The following is an 18278-nucleotide window of genomic DNA, read 5'->3' on the forward strand; positions in this document are numbered from 1 at the left end:
GCCCGGCATGTTCCATGCGCTCGACATGTGCGGTACTTGTCGGTACGGATGGATGTAGTCGCTTCATGGAGGCAGTGATGGGTGTGGCAGCCGGTCCGATCCGCGTGGTGGTGGCCAAGCCGGGGCTCGACGGCCACGATCGGGGCGCCAAGGTGATCGCGCGGGCGCTGCGCGACGCCGGTATGGAGGTCATCTACACCGGGCTCCACCAGACCCCGGAGCAGATCGTCGACACGGCGATCCAGGAGGACGCCGACGCGATCGGGCTCTCCATCCTCTCGGGCGCGCACAACACGCTGTTCGCCGCCGTGATCGACCTGCTCAAGGAGCGCGACGCGGAGGACATCGTCGTCTTCGGCGGCGGGATCATCCCCGAGGCGGACATCCCCCCGCTGAAGGAGAAGGGCGTCGCGGAGATCTTCACCCCGGGCGCGACCACGCAGTCGATCGTGGACTGGGTCCGGGCGAACGTCCGCCAGCCTGCGGAGGCGTAGGACCTCCGGCGGCTGGGCCGGGGATGTCCGGGTGGCGTACACGTGCAGACGCAGGTCGGCACCAGTGAGCCCGTCCTGGGGGTCCCCCCTGCCCGCAGAGCTTGGGGGAGTTGGAGGGCGAGCCCGTTCGGGCCGAAGGGGGGTCTGGGGGCGCAGCCCCCAGGGACGGCCGCTCCGGCTGGGGGCGAGACTCAGCCGACCTTCGGTGAACCCAGCTCGTCGGCCATCGCCGCGCGCAGGCGCAACGTAGTGACGAGCCGCTGGAACGCCTCCGCCCAGTACCCTCCGGCGCCGGGCGACGCGTCCTCCGCCTCGTCCGGCACCGCCAGCAGACCGTCCAGCCGGCTCGCCTCCGCAGGATCCAGGCATCGCTCGGCCAGCCCCATCACTCCACTGAAACTCCATGGGTAACTCCCCGCATCCCGCGCGATGTTGAGCGCGTCGACCACCGCCCGCCCGAGCGGCGCGGTCCACGGCACCGCACACACCCCGAGCAGCTGAAACGCCTCGGACAGGCCGTGCGTCGCGATGAATCCGGCCACCCAGTCGGCCCGTTCGTCGGCGTCCAGCGTGCCGAGCAGCTTGGCGCGCTCGGCCAGGGACACCGAGCCCGGCCCGCCGGCCTCGGGTGCCGAGGGCGCCCCGAGAAGCGCCCGCGCCCACTGTGCGTCCCGCTGCCGCACCGCCGCCCGGCACCACGCGGCGTGCAGCTCGCCCTGCCAGTCGTCCGCGACCGGAAGCGCCACGATCTCCTTCGGCGTGCGCCCGCCGAGCCGCGCCGGCCACGTCCCGAGCGGGGCCGCCTCCACCAGCTGACCCAGCCACCAGGACCGTTCGCCCCGTCCCGTCGGCGCCTTGGGAACGACACCGTCGCGCTCCATGCTCGCGTCGCACTCGTGCGGCGCCTCGACGGTGATCGTCGGCGTCCCGCGCGTGTGGTCGACGGCCACGCACGCGCCGGCCCGGGCCGCCATCCGTGCGGCGAGCGCCGACCCGGGCAGCGCCGACAACAACTCCGCCGCCGTGGCCCGGACGTTGCGGCTGCGGTCGGTCAGGGCCTGCTCGAGGAACGGCTCGTCGTCCGGACCCAGGCCCGTCCGCAGCGAGTCGAGGAACATCAGCCGGTCCTCCGCCCGCTCCGTCGCCCACGTGGTGGCGAGCAGCTCGCGCGCGGCCGCGGGCCTGCGTGCGCGTATCGCCGCCAGGAGCGCGACCCGCTCCGCGAACAGGCCCTCCTCCCACAGCTGCTGGATCCGGTCGGTGTCCTCGGGGCCGGGCAGCGCCGCACCGCCGCCCGGGATCGCCCGCAGGGCGAACCGCCAGTCCGGGTTCAGCCGTGCGAGCCAGAGCGCGCGCGGGCCAGCGAAGGTCAGCACGGCAGGGCGCAGGTCCGTACGCCCCCGGGCCGCATCCAGCAGCGCGGGCAGCACCTCCGGGGGCGCCGCGAACCCGCGCGCGTTCGCCGCCGCGAGCCACTGGGGCAGCAGCTCCACGAGGTCGGGCACCGTGCCTCTGCGGCCGCCGCCGGCCACGCCGGGCCGGTCCGCCAGCAGCATCGCGAGCCTGCGGGCCGCCGCTGCGGGCAGCGGCGGGCGCGGGTCCTCGGGCGCCGGCTCCGGGCGCTCGGCCGCCGGCGCCGGGCGCAGCCCCGCCCGTCGTCGTACGGTCTCCACGGCCGCCGCGTCCAGCAGCGCCACCGGTGCGTCCCGGCCCGGCGTGCGGCCCGGGGGCGTACGGCGGTCGGTGCCGAGCAGCGCCGCGGTGACCAACTCCTCCCAGGCGCCCGGGGTGGGCGCAGCCACAGGAGCGGAGGTCCTGGTCATGAGCTTCCTTTCCGTTACCGGGTACCCGCAAGCGAGGGAAGGGTCACGTCTTCGAGTTTCCCCTGGGGCGGAACAAATGCGCGGATCGGGTGAGAAAGGACGGACTGGTGTGCTGTGTGAGGTGCACGCCGGGGCATCCGTGGCGGGTGCGAGCGCTGTTCGTGCGCTGGTCGGGCGTGTCGGCCGCTGGCGTGCGCGCCCTGTGCGGCGTCCGCGGCCGGTGTGCGCCGTTCAGGTGAGGCGTCACCGTGCGCCGGTCGTGTCCGCCTCTTCGCCGAGGCATCGCTGCGTGCGAACCGTGCACCACCGGTGACACGGAGTGATCGCGCGCCGGCCGTCGACCCCCGCTCAGCACAGCGTCACCGCCTGTCCCTCGCCCTCCGGCCACGCCGTCAGCGGGGTGAAGCCCCGGTGGCCGCACTCGCCGAAGACCCTGACGGGGGTGCCGCCCGACAGCGCGACCAGCCGCCACAGACCGGGGCGGGTGCGGGCGACCGGGGTGAGGGGCAGCGCGGAGTCGGTGTCGGCGTCCGCCAGCTGCCAGGAGTCGCCGTCGGGGACCGGTACGACCCGGTCCAGCGTCACCGGGACCGACTCCAGCCACGGGTCGTCCCGCAGGGCCTCGCCGTAGCGGGCGGCCGCCTGCGCCGTCGTCACCCCCGGTGGGCGAATCCGCGTCGGCGCCGGGGGCGCGAACTGCTTCCCCAGGGCCGCACGCAACTGCCCGGCGCCCGGATATCCGGACACCTCCGCATCCAGGGCCAGGCCCACCGGCAGCGCCGTCTCCGGGGCGCGGCCCGCGGCCCCGTAGGACAGCAGCAGAGCCGTACGGCCGGACTCGGCGCCGTACAGCCAGATCCTGCGGGTCGTCAGCTTCGCGTCCGAGGTGTCGTACTGGGCGAGGACGAGCCAGCGGTCCCGCACCGGCGGGCCGTCCGCGACACCGGGCAGGCCGACGCGGGAACGGACCGTCGCCGCCAGCCCGTCCGGCAGCCGCTCGCGGCGCAGCCAGCCCTGGTCCAGGAGGTGGAGCAGCGCGCACTCCTCCAGCAGACGCACCGGCCAGCCGGCTCCGGACGACGGGATCGCCCCCAGTTCCCGCACCCGCGCGGCCAGGCCCGGTGCCTGCGCGTCGACCATGCGGGCCGCCGTCTCCTCCCACAGCCCGTACCCCGCCTGCTCGGCCGCGGCCAGGCCGCCGCGCAGCAGGTCGGCCAGGCGCTGCTCCAGCTCCGTCGCCCCCGAGGTGATCCGCTCGGCCCGGCGCTCCGCCCGGCGCCGCGCCGCCTCTGGATCAGCGGACGCCGACGCGGAACCCGCCGCGCCCGCCGTCCGTTTCTCCTCCGCCCGCCTGCGCCTGCCCGCTATCCACTGCTCGGCCCAGTCCGGGGCCTGTCCAGACGGCACGACACCGTCCCCGCCCGCCCACAGCAGCAGCAGTCCGAGCGCGTGCTTGCACGGGAACTTGCGGCTCGGACAACTGCACTTGTACGCCGGCCCGGCCGCGTCCGCGATGTCGACGACCGTCTGATACGGCCTGCTGCCACTGCCCTTGCACAGCCCCCACACCGTCCCCTCGTCGGAACTCCCGGCCTCGGACCACGGCCCGGCCGCGCCGAGTTTGCTTCCCGCTTTGCGTGACGCGTCGTCAGGCGCCAGTGCCAGCACCTGGTCCGCGGTCCAGCGCACCCCCTGCTGAGTCATGCCATCGAAGGTAGATCCCGCCACTGACAATCGCCCTCGCGAGCACGTTTGCGCAGGTCGGAACGCATTGTCAGTGCCGTGGTGCACGGTGGATGCCAGATCCGAACCGGCCGAGCTGGAGGGGGCCTCAGCCATGTCTGTGTCCGTCGATCCGACGTCCGTCGAACCGAGCCAGAACCACTCCGCGCCCGCGAACGCGGGTACTCCTTCATCCGCGGGCACCCGGGCGTCCGAGGGCGCGGGTGCGCGTAAGCCCGCGGGCGCAGGCGGACCGGACGCGCTGCGGCCGCACGCCGAGGACGCCTTCGCCGCCGAACTCGCCGCGCTGACCGCGCAGGACGACCGCCCGCGCCCGGCCCGCTGGAAGCTGTCGCCGTGGGCCGTCGCGACCTACCTCCTCGGCGGCACGCTCCCGGACGGCACGGTGATCACACCGAAGTACGTGGGCCCGCGCCGCATCGTCGAGGTCGCCGTCACCACCCTCGCCACCGACCGTGCCCTGCTCCTGCTCGGCGTGCCCGGCACGGCGAAGACGTGGGTGTCCGAGCACCTGGCCGCTGCGGTCAGCGGCGACTCGACGCTGCTGGTGCAGGGCACGGCGGGCACGCCGGAGGAGGCGATCCGCTACGGGTGGAACTACGCGCAGCTGCTGGCACACGGCCCGAGCCGCGACGCCCTCGTGCCCAGCCCGGTCATGCGGGCCATGGCGCAGGGTATGACCGCCCGCGTCGAGGAGCTGACCCGCATCCCGGCCGACGTGCAGGACTCGCTCATCACGATCCTGTCGGAGAAGACCCTGCCGATACCGGAGCTGGGCGAGGAGGTGCAGGCGGTCCGCGGGTTCAACGTGATCGCCACGGCCAACGACCGTGACCGCGGGGTCAACGACCTGTCCAGCGCCCTGCGCCGCCGCTTCAACACGGTGGTGCTGCCGCTGCCGGAGAGTGCCGAGGCCGAGGTCGACATCGTCTCCCGCCGCGTCGACCAGATCGGCCGCTCCCTCGACCTGCCGGCCGTGCCCGACGGCATCGACGAGATTCGCCGCGTCGTGACGGTCTTCCGCGAGCTGCGCGACGGCGTGACGACCGACGGCCGCACGAAGCTGAAGTCGCCGAGCGGCACGCTGTCGACGGCTGAGGCGATCTCCGTCGTGACCAACGGCCTTGCGCTGGCCGCTCACTTCGGCGACGGCGTGCTGCGGGCCGGCGACGTCGCCGCGGGTATCCTCGGCGCCGTCGTCCGCGACCCCGCGGCCGACCGCGTCATCTGGCAGGAGTACCTGGAGACGGTGGTCCGCGAGCGCGACGGCTGGAAGGACTTCTACCGGGCCTGCCGGGAGGTGAGCGCGTGAGCGGCAACGGTCGGCTGTTCGGGTACGGCAAGTCGGTGGTGTCGGCGGTGGCGGCGGCGGGCGGATCCGCGACTCGGGACACGGTGGCGCGGACACACGCCGACGAGGAGCCCAGTTGGACGGGGGGACGAGGGGGACGGTGTGACAGGGGTTGACGCGGGCGGCGGGGCCGGCAGCCGGTGGCCCGGCGCGGGGCCGTTGCTGCTCGGTGTGCGGCACCACGGGCCGGGGTCGGCGCGGGCGGTGCGGGCCGCGCTGGAGGCGGCGCGACCGCGGGCCGTGCTGATCGAGGGCCCGCCGGAGGCTGACGCACTGGTCCCGCTCGCCGCCGACGAGGGCATGAGGCCGCCGGTCGCCCTCCTCGCGCACGCCGTGGACGAGCCCGGCCGCTCGGCGTTCTGGCCGCTGGCCGAGTTCTCCCCGGAGTGGGTCGCCATCCGCTGGGCGCTGGAGCATGACGTCCCTGCCCGCTTCATCGACCTGCCGGCCACGCACACGTTGGCATGGGGGAGAGACGACTCCGGCACACCCCCGGAGGAGGAAAGCCCTGCGGAAGACGGGAACTCCGCGAACGAGGAAGGCTCTGCGGAAGACGGGAACTCCGCGAACGAGGAAGGCTCTGCGGAAGACGGGAACTCCGCGAACGAGGAAGGCTCTGCGGAGGAGGGGACCGCGGAGCGCCCGGCCGGCCCCGATGTCCGCCTCGACCCGCTGGCCGTGCTCGCCGAGGCCGCCGGCTACGACGAGCCCGAGCGCTGGTGGGAGGACGTCGTCGAGCACCGGGGTGCGGGGCAGGGGGACGCGTTCGCCCCGTTCCTCGCGCTCGAGGAGGCCATGGGGGCGCTGCGGGAAGCGTACGGGAGCGGGGGCCACGACCGGGACCTCGTGCGGGAGGCCCACATGCGGCTCCGGATACGGGCCGCTCAGCGCGAGTTCGGGCACGGCGTCGCCGTGGTGTGCGGGGCCTGGCACGTGCCGGCGCTGCGGCAAAAGACCGCCGTCGCCGCCGACCGGGCGCTGCTGAAGGGGCTGCCCAAGGTCAAGGCCGACATGACGTGGGTGCCATGGACGCACCGCAGGCTGTCCCGGGTCAGCGGCTACGGCGCGGGCATCGACTCGCCGGGGTGGTACGCCCACCTGTTCGGCGCGCCGGACCGGCCGGTCGAGCGGTGGCTGACCAAGGTGGCGGGGCTGCTGCGCGAGGAGGACCGGGTGGTGTCCTCGGCGCACGTCATCGAGGCGGTGCGGCTGGCCGGGACGCTCGCCGCGATGCGGGGCCGCCCGTTGCCGGGGCTGAGCGAGACGACGGACGCCGTGCGGGCGGTGATGTGCGACGGCTCGGATGTGCCGCTGGCGCTGGTCCACGACCGGCTCGTCGTCGGCGAGGTGCTGGGGGAGGTGCCGGAGTCGGCGCCCGCGGTGCCGCTGCAGCGGGACCTCGCCCGGCTCCAGCGGCGGCTTCGGCTCAAACCGGAGGCGCTGGAACGGGAGTTGGAGCTCGACCTGCGCAAGGAGACCGACGCCGGGCGCAGCAGACTGTTGCACCGGCTGCGGTTGCTGGGGATCGGGTGGGGCGAGCCCGCCGCCTCACGGGGCAGCACGGGCACGTTCCGGGAGACGTGGCGGCTGCGCTGGGAGCCGGAGCTGTCGGTGCGGGTCGCCGAGGCCGGGGTGTGGGGGACGACCGTGCTCGCCGCGGCGACCGCGAAGGCGGAGTCGGACGCCCTCGCCGCGCAGACCCTCGCCGAGGTCACCGCGCTGGCCGAGCGCTGTCTGCTCGCCGAACTCCCGGACGCGCTGCACGTGGTGATGCGGGTGCTCGCCGACCGGGCGGCGCTCGACGCGGACGTCGGACACCTCGCCCAGGCCCTGCCGGCCCTGGTCCGCTCGCTGCGCTACGGCGACGTGCGCGGCACGGACACGCAGGCCCTGGCGGAGGTCGCCGCGGGCCTGGCCGAACGAATCTTCGTCGGCCTGCCCCCGGCCTGCGCCGCGCGGGACGCGGACGCGGCCGAGGAGATGCGGCGCCATGTGGACGCGGTGCACGGAGCCGTGGGCCTGCTGGGCGACACCCCGGCGGCCGGGCACGGCGACCTGCGCGCCCGCTGGCACTCCGTGCTCCGGGTCCTGTCGGGGCGGGAGACCGTGCCCGGCGTCATCAGAGGACGTGCCGTACGGCTCCTGCTGGACGACGGGGAGTTGGAGCAGGACGGGTCAGCGCGGCTCATGGGGCTGGTGCTGTCTCCGGGCACGCCGCCGGCGGACGCGGCCGCGTGGATCGAGGGCTTCGTCGGCGGCGGGGGCGGGATGCTGCTCGTGCACGACGAGCGGCTGCTCGGACTGGTCGACGCCTGGCTGACCGGGGTGCCGGCGGAGGCGTTCACGGACGTGCTGCCGCTGCTGCGGCGCACCTTCTCGGCGTACAAGCCCGGTGTGCGCAGAACGCTCGGCGAGCTGGTTCGGCGCGGCCCGGGGCAGGACGGCGGTGCCGGGGCCACGGCGGTCGGCGTGCCCGGCTTCGCCCCGGGCCTCGACGAGGAGCGGGCGGGCGCCGTGCTGCCGGTGGTGCGGCTGTTGTTGGGGCTGGACGGCGCGGAAGAGGGCGCCGGGCACGAGCTTGCGGGGGTGGCGGGATGACGGCGGGGGAGAGGTACGACGTGAGGGACCCGGCGCAGGAGCGCCTCCGCCGCTGGCGGCTCGTGCTCGGCGGCGACGCGGCCGACGGCACCGGATGTGCGCTGTCCGGACAGGACGCCGCGATGGACGGGGCGCTCGCCGCGCTGTACGGCAAGGGGGACAAACCGCAGACCGGGCGGGACCGTTCGACGGGGCTGGGGGCCTCGGCGCCGTCGGTGGCGCGGTGGCTCGGGGACATCCGGACGTACTTCCCGTCGTCCGTCGTGCAGGTCATGCAGCGGGACGCCATCGACCGGCTCGGGCTGGCCACGCTGCTGCTGGAACCCGAGATGCTTGAGGCGGTGGAGGCGGACGTGCACCTCGTCGGCACGCTGCTGTCGCTCAACAAGGCGATGCCGGAGACGACGAAGGAGACGGCGCGGGCCGTCGTGCGCAAGGTCGTCGAGGATGTGGAGAAGCGGCTCGCGACCCGCGCCCGGGCCACCCTCACCGGCGCCCTCGACCGCAGCGCCCGTATCCACCGGCCGCGCCACCACGACATCGACTGGAACCGCACGATCGCGGCCAACCTCAAGCACTACCTGCCGGAGTACCGGACGGTCGTGCCCGAGCGGCTCATCGGCTACGGGCGCGCGTCCCAGTCCGTGAAGAAGGAGGTCGTCCTCTGCATCGACCAGTCCGGGTCGATGGCGGCGTCCGTCGTGTACGCGTCCGTGTTCGGGGCGGTGCTGGCGTCCATGCGGTCCATCAGCACGCGGCTGGTCGTCTTCGACACGGCGGTCGTCGACCTCACCGACCAGCTCGACGACCCGGTCGACGTCCTCTTCGGCACCCAGCTCGGCGGCGGCACGGACATCAACCGGGCGCTGGCGTACTGCCAGTCGCAGATCACCCGGCCCGCGGAGACGGTGGTCGTGCTGATCAGCGACCTCTATGAAGGAGGGATACGGAACGAGATGCTGAAGCGGGTGGCGGCGATGAAGGCGTCGGGGGTGCAGTTCGTGGCGCTGCTCGCGCTGTCGGACGAGGGGGCGCCCGCCTACGACCGGGAGCACGCGGCCGCGCTCGCGGCCCTCGGTGCACCGGCGTTCGCCTGCACGCCCGACCTGTTCCCGGAGGTGATGGCGGCGGCGATCGAGAAGCGTCCGCTGCCGATACCGGACACCGCATGACGAACAGGGGGCGAAACGGGAGACGGTCGTTGGTCGGCTGACGACTTGTCGACCGAATCCTGCCAGCAAAACGGACATGCCTACCCATCGGTAACAGGGGGCTTGCGCAACCTCGGGAGTCGCGTGCGAGGATCGACGCCTCGTCGGCGGTGTGCCGCGCACCAATCGCCCGCACCGCGTCGTACCGACCCGTCACTCGTTCCGCCGCACGGGAGGACCCGCCCCCTCTTGACCTGGCCAGCCGCCCTGTCCGGTGCCGCTCTGCGCATGATGCGTACGGCGGCCGGGCGGCGTGCGCTGCAACTGGGGTTGCTGGTGGGGGCGTTGTTCGCGCTCGGTTTTCTCTGCGGGGAACAGGCGCACGCCGCGGACGGTGTGTCGACGGCGAGCTCGTCCGGGACCGTGCCGCCGCCTTCGGCGGACGGCGTCCGGTCGTTGACCAGCAGCGCGGTCGGACAGGTGGCGAACACCTCGGCCGGGCTTGTCGGTCACGGTCCGGCGACTCCCCAGGACAAGGCCGACCTCCCTCCCAAGGGCAGGGACAAGAGCCACCTCCCGATCACCAAGGGCACCCCGCAGAACCCGGGCGGCTCCAAGCCCGTGAGCAGCACCGGCCCCCTCCTCCACCCGACCTCCGACCAGGTCCTCCGCCCGGTCACCGATGCCGTCGTCCCGCCCGTGACCGGGCGGGTCGTGCAGCCGGTCGGGGACCTGGTGGGGGCCGTGGTGGACGGGCTGGCCGAGGCGCGGACGAAGGTGCCGCCGGTGCCGTCGCTGCCCGGTCTGCCGAAGCAGCCCGGACCGCCCTCGCTGCCGTTGCCGGGCCTGCCCGGTCTGTCCGAGCTGCCGGGACAGCTGCTGCCGGCGCCCGTCACCTCGGCACCCCGGCCGCAGCAGCCCGGTGACGCCCCGTCGGCCGGCGGGCACGCCCCCGGCGGACGGTCCCGTGCGGCGGCACGTACGCCGGAGGCCGTCGGCCATGGGCCGCGGTTCACCGCCGAGGACATCTGGGCGGGCACCACCCTGCCCGCCCACCCCACCTCCCGTGCCGCCCACACCCCCGCGCAGCAGGCGCCCGCCGGTGACCCGAACGGCGCGCTGGGCAGCCAGTCGACGGCCGAAACCGGCACGTCACGGCACGGCGACGCACACGCCGTCACTCTGCACGACCGGGCCCCGCTGCGGCTGGTGCCCGGCGCCGCCGCGCGCGTCGACGCGGCCTGTACCCGGGACAGGCACCGGGACATTCCCCTCTTCCCCGGCTAGGCAGAACCGCCGCTTCCCCCGCCCAGACCTGCCGCGCGGGGGCGGAAAAGGTCTGCCCGCCCGTCCGGACACCCCTCCGATCTCCGGACGGAAGCCGCCGGAGCCGTACCGCGTCCCCGGTCCCCGACTCCCTGGACCGCGACCGCGACCGGCGCCGGAATGTCCCCACCCCGGAGTCCCTCTTCCGGGCGTCTCGGAACCCCTAAGGATCTGACGCACGCATGAACAAGAACATCCGCCGCTCCATCGTCATAGCCGCCGGCGTCACCGGCGCGTGGGCGCTCGGCTCGGCCGTCGCCAGCGCCGACGAGCTGCCCGCCTCGTCCCTGTCCGCACCGGACGCGACCGCCGACGCCGGTGACACCGTCGGTTCGGTGACCGGTGCGGTCACCGACACGGTCGACGGCGTCGTCTCCGGTGTGCAGAACACCGTCTCCGGTGTCACGAACGGCACCGCCGTCAAGGGCGCGACCTCGACCGTCTCGGACACCGCGGCGCAGGTGAAGTCCACGGCCGCCGACCTCACCGGCACCGCGACGAAGGCGACCCGGGCCCGGACGGCCGCCGGCGCCACCGAGCAGGCCCGCCGGTACGTCGACGCCGAGGTCGCCGTTCCGCACGCCGCCGGGATCCGGGGCGCGCAGGTCATCCAGGGCGCCCAGGCCGCGCGTGCCGCGAAGGCCAAGGCCACCGCCGTCGCCGGCACGGCAGCCGACCACGCGGCCCGCAAGGCGACCGACGCGGTCTCCGACGCCTCCGCACCCCAGGACGGCATCGACTACCTCTTCGGCCCCCTCTCCGCCTTCGCGCCGGAGCTGGAGGAGGCCCTCGCCGCCGCACAGACGAAGCTCCAGGGCACCCAGGCGGCCGCCCGCACCCAGGCGCAGGGCGTCGACGGCGCCGTCCGCACCAAGGCGCAGCACGTGGTCGCGGGCGCGGGCCGGACGGCCGCGGGCGTGACCGGAGCCGGGCAGGCCGCGGTCACCGGCGCCGAGGGCCGGGCCGCGGGCGCGGCCGCCACCGCCCAGGCCGCGGCTGCGGACGCCCGGGCGGCCGCCGAGGCCGGTGTCTCCTCCGTGCCGAGCCACGTCACCGGCACCGTCGGCAGCGTGAAGCAGCAGGTGGTCGGCACGGTCGCCGCCGCGCCCGGCACGGCCACCCCGGTCGTCGAGCAGACCGCGGCCGCCGTCGTCCCGCCCGTGGCGGGCGCCGCCGTGTACGGCGTGACGCCGGTCGCCGAACGGGCCGTGGCGGGCGTGGTGCCCGTAGCCGGGCACGCCCTGCACGGGGTCGGGCCCACCGTCACGGACGCGGTGCACGGTGTGACGCCGGTCGCCACCGGCGCGGTCGAAGGTGTTGTGCCGGTCGCCACGCACACGGTGGACGGCCTGACGCCGGTCGTCGGCCACGCCGTCGGCACCGCCGCCGCGCTGGCGTACGGGGTGGTCGCGGACGTCCAGCCCGTCGCGGGCGGCGTCGTCCAGGACGTGCAGCCCGTCGCCCAGGGTGTGGTCACCGGGGTGCAGCCGGTCGCCGGGGGCGCGGTCACGGACGTGTCGGTCGCGGCGGGCGCGGTGTCCGACGCGCAGCCGGTCGTCGGCGGCCTCGTCGCGGACGCGCCCCCGTACGCCACCGGCCTGGTCGGCCAGGTCGCCGGCGACACCACGGACGCCGTCCTGCCGCCGGTCGCGAACGCAGCCGTGCACGGAGTCGTGCCGGTCGCCGGGCAGGCCGTCGCGGACGCGGGTGCGCTGGCGTACGGCGTCGCGGGTGACGTCCAGCCCTTCGCAGGCGGGGTGGTCGGCGCCGTACCGCCGCTTGCGTACGGCGTGGCCGGACAGGCGGTGCCGTTCGCCGAGGGCGTGGTGGGCGAGGTGCCGCCGTTCGCGCACGGGGTCACCGGTGCCGTTCAGCCCGTCGTCGACACCGTCACCGAGACAGTCCGGCCCGTCGTGCAGGGCGTCGGCGGCAGCGCCACGGCGCTGGCCTACGGGGTCGCGGGCGACGTCGCGCCCTTCGCGGGCGGCGTGGTCGGCGAGGCCGGCCCGTTCGCCCAGGGCGTCGCCGGCCGGGTCGCGCCCTTCGCGCAGGACCTGACCGGCACCGTCGCCTCCACCGGGGGCCCGCTGGCCGGTCACGCGGTCACCGGTGCCGAAGGGGTCGCCCAGTCGATCACCCCGGGTTACGCGCAGGGCACGCAGGACGTGCGCCCGTACTCCGTCTGACCCACCCGAGCCGTACGACGCCGACGCGCGCACCGAGCCGACCGTGGGCCCAGCGCAAGGCGCCGTACGCACCCAGCCGTGCGGCAGCCCTTGCCGGGCCGTCGTACGCACCTAGCCGTGCGGCAGCCCTTGCCGGGCCGTCGTACGCACCTAGCCGTGCGGCAGCTCTTGCCGGGCCGTCGTACGCACCTAGCCGTGCGGCAGCTCTTGCCGGGCCGTCGTACGCACCTAGCCGTGCGGCAGCCCTTGCCGGGCCGTCGTACGCACCAGCCAGCCGTAGGGAGGCCACCCGGTGGAAGCCCCCGTACGGCACCCGTCCGACTCCGCGAGGCGGCAGGTCCCGGACGGCCGAAAGCCGTCGGCCCGTCCGGCCGGCACCCCGCGGACTGGGCCGGGCGGCCCCCATTGGGGTGGGGACCGCCCGGCCCGCGCCCGATGGGCGGCGCGCGTATGCCCCCTTCGGGTTGTTCAAGGGGCCTCACCGGGTCAACCCCAGCCCGGTGAGGCCCTGCGCCCGTGCTGCGTAGGCTGAATCATGTGACGGGTATCACCGCTCAGGTGTGACCTGCGATTTAGAGCCGCCCCGGGAGCGGCGATAACCTGCGAGACGGACATGCCGCGCGCTCGGACACCGTGTGCGCCTCCCTTGTGACACATGCGGTCGTCACGTTGCCCTTCGCGGCACGCCCACGCATCCAACGAACCGCGAGATCACTGATAGGGACGGAAGCGCGTGGACCTGTTCGAGTACCAGGCGAGGGACCTCTTCGCCAAGCACGGTGTACCGGTGCTGGCCGGTGAAGTCATCGACACGCCTGAGGCGGCGCGCGAGATCACCGAGCGGCTGGGCGGCAAGTCGGTCGTCAAGGCGCAGGTGAAGGTCGGTGGTCGCGGCAAGGCCGGTGGCGTGAAGCTCGCCGCCACCCCGGACGAGGCCGTCGCCCGTGCGACGGACATCCTCGGCATGGACATCAAGGGCCACACGGTCCACAAGGTCATGATCGCCGAGACGGCCCCGGAGATCCTCGAGGAGTACTACGTCTCCTTCCTCCTCGACCGCGCGAACCGCACCTTCCTCTCCATCGCCTCCGTCGAGGGCGGCATGGAGATCGAGGAGGTCGCGGCCACCCGCCCCGAGGCCGTCGCCAAGATCGCGATCGACGCCATCGACGGCGTGGACAAGGCGAAGGCCCAGGAGATCGTCGCCGCGGCGAAGTTCCCGGCCGAGGTCGCCGACAAGGTCGCCGACGTCCTGGTCAAGCTGTGGGAGGTCTTCGTCAAGGAGGACGCCCTGCTGGTCGAGGTCAACCCGCTCGCCAAGGTCGCCTCCGGTGACGTCATCGCCCTCGACGGCAAGGTGTCCCTGGACGACAACGCTGAGTTCCGTCACCCCGAGTTCGAGGAGCTCCACGACAAGGCGGCGGCCAACCCGCTCGAGGCCGCGGCCAAGGAGAAGAACCTCAACTACGTCAAGCTCGACGGCGAGGTCGGCATCATCGGCAACGGCGCCGGCCTGGTCATGTCCACCCTGGACGTCGTCGCGTACGCCGGTGAGGCCCACAAGGGCGTCAAGCCCGCCAACTTCCTCGACATCGGCGGCGGCGCCTCCGCCGAGGTCATGGCGAACGGCCTGGAGATCATCCTCGGCGACCCGGACGTCAAGTCCGTCTTCGTCAACGTCTTCGGCGGCATCACCGCCTGCGACGCGGTCGCCAACGGCATCGTGCAGGCCCTGGAGCTCCTCGAGTCCAAGGGCGAAGAGGTCACCAAGCCGCTGGTCGTGCGCCTCGACGGCAACAACGCCGAACTGGGTCGCCAGATCCTGGACGACCGCAACCACCCGCTCGTTCAGCGGGTGGACACCATGGACGGCGCGGCCGACAAGGCCGCCGAGCTGGCTGCTGCCGCGAAGTAAGGGACGAGGTCACACACAACCATGGCTATCTTCCTCACCAAGGAATCCAAGGTCATCGTCCAGGGCATGACCGGCTCGGAGGGTCAGAAGCACACCCGCCGCATGCTGGCGTCCGGCACCAACATCGTCGGTGGCGTGAACCCGCGCAAGGCGGGCCAGGTCGTGGACTTCGACGGCACCGAGGTACCGGTCTTCGGCACCGTCAAGGAGGCCATCGAGAAGACCGGCGCCGACGTCACGGTCATCTTCGTCCCGGAGAAGTTCACCAAGGACGCGGTCGTCGAGGCCATCGACGCCGAGATCCCGCTCGCGGTCGTCATCACCGAGGGCATCGCGGTGCACGACACGGCGTACTTCTGGGCGTACGCCGGCAAGAAGGGCAACAAGACCCGCATCATCGGCCCGAACTGCCCCGGCCTGATCACCCCGGGCCAGTCGAACGCCGGCATCATCCCGGCCGACATCACCAAGCCGGGCCGCATCGGCCTGGTGTCGAAGTCCGGCACGCTGACGTACCAGATGATGTACGAGCTGCGCGACATCGGCTTCTCGACCTGTGTCGGCATCGGCGGTGACCCGATCATCGGCACCACCCACATCGACGCGCTGAAGGCGTTCCAGGACGACCCCGACACCGACCTGATCGTCATGATCGGCGAGATCGGCGGCGACGCCGAGGAGCGGGCCGCGGCCTTCATCAAGGAGAATGTGACCAAGCCGGTCGTCGGCTACGTCGCGGGCTTCACCGCGCCCGAGGGCAAGACCATGGGCCACGCCGGCGCCATCGTCTCCGGCTCCTCCGGTACGGCCCAGGCCAAGAAGGAGGCCCTGGAGGCCGCGGGCGTCAAGGTCGGCAAGACCCCGACCGAGACGGCGAAGCTCGCCCGCGAGAACCTCGCCGGCTGAGTTCCGGCGGCTTCGTCAGCCAGGTCGGTGGGCCCGTTCCCCGGGTGGGGGCGGGCCCACCGCCTTTCTGCGCGCATGACGGGCGTCACTCCGTTCGCGTGACGGGGGCGTCATTCCGTTCGCGTGATGGAGCGTCATTCCGCCTGCGTGACGGGGCGTCACTCCGTTCGCGTGACGAGTGTCATTCCGTCCGCATGGCGAGGCGTCACCCGAGGCCCGGGACCAGCCGCTCCGGCCCCTGCGCCGTCGCCGTCCTCAGCTGGGCCCGCAGCCGGAGCTCCTCCTGCGACAGTGGCCCCAGCACGGCCCGCGGCGGAACCCCGCTCACCTCGTGTCCGGGAGCCACCGGTGCCAGGTAGTGCGTGGGAGCCGTCCGCAGCGTCAGCGTCGTCGCGCCGATGATGGTGACCGTGAAGGCGATGGCGGACCGGGTCCAGAAACGGGTCCGGCGTTCCCCGACGGTCCGCACGGTCCTCGGCCTGGCCGCCCGCAGGCGCTCCGTGGAGGCCAGCCGGACCAGCCGTCGGTGCAGTACCTCCGGGTCCGCCAGCTCCGGCAGGCGCGCGGCGACGACCTCGCGGGCGTGCATCAGCCGGTTCGCCGCGGCCGGTGTGCTCGCCTCCGTCTCCGCCGCCGTCTCGGGCAGGTCGAGGCCGACGCCGTCGTAGAGCACGAGCGTGCGGCGGTACGACGGCGGGAGCTTCATCAGGACGCGCAGCAGCGCGCAGTCGGCGGGGTCGGGGGGCGGATCGGGCAGGGGGTCGCGCCGGCGGAAACGGTGCCAGGGGGACAGGGCGCAGTCGTACGCTGCCGCCCGCACCCAGCCCGCCGGGTCCCGGTCGCGGGCCACTTCCGGCCAGCGCTGCCAGGCCAGTTGGAAGGCCCGCTCCACGGCCTCACGCGCCCGCTCGTGCCGGCCGGTGAGCAGGTAGGTCTGCCGTACGAGGGCGGGGGCGCAGAAGGCGTAGAGGGCATCGAAGGCCTGAGCGGGCGTCAGGGGGGTGGGCTCGGGCGCGTCGGCCTGGGCGGGTGTCGGCTCCCCGGTCGACGTGGGTTCGTCCGGACGGCCCGCCGCCACCTGAGCCTGTGTCAGGGACGTGGTCTCGCAGGGGTGTCGGCGCTCCGTGGGCGGCGGCAGCGGGTTCGCAGGACTCTGGGTCACAGTGCGTCCCTTCGTGTGAAAAAGTACATAAACATATATTGAGCGACACAGCGGAAGTTCGCCTGTTACGCCGGGAAAGCGTGTGCCGTTGGGAGCATGGCGGTCGTGATCCAGACGACCGATCGACGTCCGCCACGTCCGCCACGTCCGCCGCGTCCGCCACGTCCGCCGTTGTCGCCCCTGCGCACCCGGGTGCGGGACCGGTCGCCCGGACTGGGCGCCGGCTTCCTCGGCGGCGTGTTGGCGGCGGGGCTCGGGCTCGGCTCGTTCGCCGTGCTCGTCATCGCACTGTGGATCAGCTCGCCGTATCCCGACAGCGGGCCGGGCGGCGCGCTGCACGTCGCCGCCGCCCTGTGGCTGCTGGCGCACGGGGCCGAGCTGGTCCGCACCGACACGCTCACCGGTGTGTCCGCGCCCGTGGGCGTCACCCCGCTGCTGCTGCTCGCGCTGCCGCTGCTGCTGGTGCACCGTGCGGCGAGAGACGCGACCGACGGAGGCGACGGCGGGCCGCTCGTCCCCGCGCGCACCGCCTGGGCGGGCGTCGTCCTCGGCTACCTCGCCGTCGGCGGCGCGGCAGCGGCATACGCCGCGGGCGGTGCGCTGCGCCCCTCATGGTGGACAGGGGTGTACGTGCCGCTGGTCGCCACGGTAGCGGCGGGGAGCGGGGTGTGGACGGCGTACAGCTGTCCGCGCGCCCCGCTGGAGCCTGTGCTGGGCGTGTTGCCGAAGCACGCGCGGCGTCTGCTCGTCGGGCCGGGACCCCGCGCGCGCCTCGGTGCCGCCGCGCGGGCGGCCGGGGCCGGGGCGGTGGTGTTCGTCGGGGGCGGGGCGCTGCTGCTCGGGGTGTCGCTGGTGGGGCACGCTGCGGCGACCCAGAGGGCCTTCCCGCAGCTGACGCAAGGGTGGATGGGGCGGTTCGCCTTGCTGCTGCTGTGCCTGGCGCTGCTGCCGAACGCGGTGATGTGGGCGGTGGCGTACGCCCTCGGCCCTGGCTTCGTGCTCGGCGTCGGGCACGTCGTGGACCCGCTGCTCTCCGCTCCGGCCCCGCTGCTGCCGCCGTTCCCGCTGCTCGCGGCGGTACCGGACGCGGGCCCCGGCACGCCGCTGAACTGGGCGTCCGGCGCGGTGCCGGCGGCGGCCGGGCTGACGGTGGGGTGGTTCGTCGCGGGGGCGGCGGTGCGGGAGGGGCGGGACGCGGGCGGGGCTGGGTCGAAGAGGCGGGACGCAGGCGCTCGTGGGGCCATGGGGCGGGAGGCAGGTGCCCGGGGTGCGAAGAGACCGGGTGAGGGGAGCGGCGGCGTGTGGTCGTGGAGGCGGACCGTCGGCGCTGCCTGGTGGGCGTGTGCGCTCTGCGCGACGGTGCTCGGCGTGCTCGCCGCGATGGCGGGCGGCCCGCTGGGGGGCGCCGCGCTCGCCCGGTTCGGGCCGGTGGGATGGCAGGTGGGGCCGGCCGTGCTGGCGTGGACGGTGACGGTGGCCGTACCGACGGCGGTGGTGCTGCGGGCGTGGCGCTGCCGCGGGGGCCGGAAACCGGAGCGGCGGTTCGGGAAGCCGGGGGAGGTCTCGGGGGCGCAGCCGCGGGTCGGGAAGTTGGGGGAGGGCGGGAAACCGGAGCGGCGGGTC

The 18278-nt window shown here is 74.3% G+C and carries 12 protein-coding genes; 9 read left to right on the top strand and 3 right to left on the bottom strand.

Translation table 11 applies throughout. From position 1 onward, the window contains the following. The first annotated feature begins 77 nt into the window (after positions 1–77). Positions 78–494, top strand: a complete 417-nt coding sequence (locus ABZV31_RS10480; protein ID WP_355890830.1) for a cobalamin B12-binding domain-containing protein — start codon at positions 78–80, stop codon at positions 492–494. Positions 495–685: 191 nt separating this feature from the next. On the opposite strand, the gene ABZV31_RS10485 is transcribed toward ABZV31_RS10480, so the two are convergent. Together ABZV31_RS10485 and ABZV31_RS10490 are read right to left on the bottom strand one after the other, a co-directional pair. Next, on the bottom strand, positions 686–2317 hold the full coding sequence (locus ABZV31_RS10485) for a DUF5691 domain-containing protein (RefSeq protein ID WP_355890832.1): 1632 nt from the start codon (positions 2315–2317) through the stop codon (positions 686–688). A 348-nt stretch (positions 2318–2665) separates the two neighbouring features. Further along, entirely contained in the window at positions 2666–4021 is a 1356-nt protein-coding gene (locus ABZV31_RS10490) for an SWIM zinc finger family protein (RefSeq protein WP_355890835.1), read from the bottom strand. 133 nt (positions 4022–4154) lie between these two features. Between ABZV31_RS10490 and ABZV31_RS10495 the strand changes: the two genes are divergently transcribed. The 7 genes from ABZV31_RS10495 (at position 4155) to sucD (ending at position 15493) form a co-directional block, all read left to right on the top strand. Continuing rightward, a complete protein-coding gene (locus ABZV31_RS10495; RefSeq protein WP_355890838.1) occupies positions 4155–5372 on the top strand; it encodes an AAA family ATPase in 1218 nt (405 codons plus the stop codon). Between the two features lie 141 nt (positions 5373–5513). After that, entirely contained in the window at positions 5514–8009 is a 2496-nt protein-coding gene (locus tag ABZV31_RS10500) for a DUF5682 family protein (protein ID WP_355890840.1), read from the top strand. Continuing rightward, entirely contained in the window at positions 8006–9181 is a 1176-nt protein-coding gene (locus tag ABZV31_RS10505; protein WP_355890843.1) for a VWA domain-containing protein, read from the top strand. The genes ABZV31_RS10500 and ABZV31_RS10505 overlap by 4 nt, the downstream gene beginning before the upstream one ends. A gap of 228 nt (positions 9182–9409) precedes the next feature. Next, the gene (locus ABZV31_RS10510) at positions 9410–10447 is read left to right on the top strand and encodes a hypothetical protein (protein WP_355890845.1); all 1038 of its coding nucleotides are present in this window, start codon (positions 9410–9412) and stop codon (positions 10445–10447) included. 221 nt (positions 10448–10668) lie between these two features. Then, on the top strand, positions 10669–12672 hold the full coding sequence (locus ABZV31_RS10515; protein ID WP_355890848.1) for a hypothetical protein: 2004 nt from the start codon (positions 10669–10671) through the stop codon (positions 12670–12672). A gap of 733 nt (positions 12673–13405) precedes the next feature. Further along, positions 13406–14587 carry an ADP-forming succinate--CoA ligase subunit beta gene (gene sucC, locus ABZV31_RS10520; protein ID WP_355890851.1) on the top strand — a complete coding sequence of 394 codons (1182 nt, stop codon included), beginning with the start codon at positions 13406–13408 and terminating at the stop codon, positions 14585–14587. Positions 14588–14608: 21 nt separating this feature from the next. Then, positions 14609–15493, top strand: coding sequence for a succinate--CoA ligase subunit alpha (gene sucD, locus ABZV31_RS10525; protein WP_355890854.1), 885 nt, complete (start codon positions 14609–14611; stop codon positions 15491–15493). Positions 15494–15698: 205 nt separating this feature from the next. Here the strand turns inward: sucD and ABZV31_RS10530 are convergent, their stop codons facing one another. Further along, positions 15699–16655 carry a sigma factor-like helix-turn-helix DNA-binding protein gene (locus ABZV31_RS10530; protein ID WP_355890858.1) on the bottom strand — a complete coding sequence of 319 codons (957 nt, stop codon included), beginning with the start codon at positions 16653–16655 and terminating at the stop codon, positions 15699–15701. Positions 16656–16826: 171 nt separating this feature from the next. On the opposite strand from ABZV31_RS10530, the gene ABZV31_RS10535 reads away from it, so the two are divergent. Beyond that, a partial coding sequence (locus tag ABZV31_RS10535; RefSeq protein ID WP_355890861.1) for a DUF6350 family protein occupies positions 16827–18278 on the top strand: 1452 nt, incomplete at its 3' end.

The sequence above is a fragment of the Streptomyces sp. NPDC005202 genome (genome assembly GCF_040608235.1).
GTDB lineage: Bacteria > Actinomycetota > Actinomycetes > Streptomycetales > Streptomycetaceae > Streptomyces.

Bases quoted from the DNA above. Each gene is read 5' to 3' on its own strand.
- ABZV31_RS10480 (WP_355890830.1), top strand. From the start codon at position 78: ATGGGTGTGGCAGCCGGTCCGATCCGCGTGGTGGTGGCCAAGCCGGGG.
- ABZV31_RS10485 (WP_355890832.1), bottom strand. From the start codon at position 2,317: ATGACCAGGACCTCCGCTCCTGTGGCTGCGCCCACCCCGGGCGCCTGG.
- ABZV31_RS10490 (WP_355890835.1), bottom strand. From the start codon at position 4,021: ATGACTCAGCAGGGGGTGCGCTGGACCGCGGACCAGGTGCTGGCACTG.
- ABZV31_RS10495 (WP_355890838.1), top strand. From the start codon at position 4,155: ATGTCTGTGTCCGTCGATCCGACGTCCGTCGAACCGAGCCAGAACCAC.
- ABZV31_RS10505 (WP_355890843.1), top strand. From the start codon at position 8,006: ATGACGGCGGGGGAGAGGTACGACGTGAGGGACCCGGCGCAGGAGCGC.
- ABZV31_RS10515 (WP_355890848.1), top strand. From the start codon at position 10,669: ATGAACAAGAACATCCGCCGCTCCATCGTCATAGCCGCCGGCGTCACC.
- sucD (WP_355890854.1), top strand. From the start codon at position 14,609: ATGGCTATCTTCCTCACCAAGGAATCCAAGGTCATCGTCCAGGGCATG.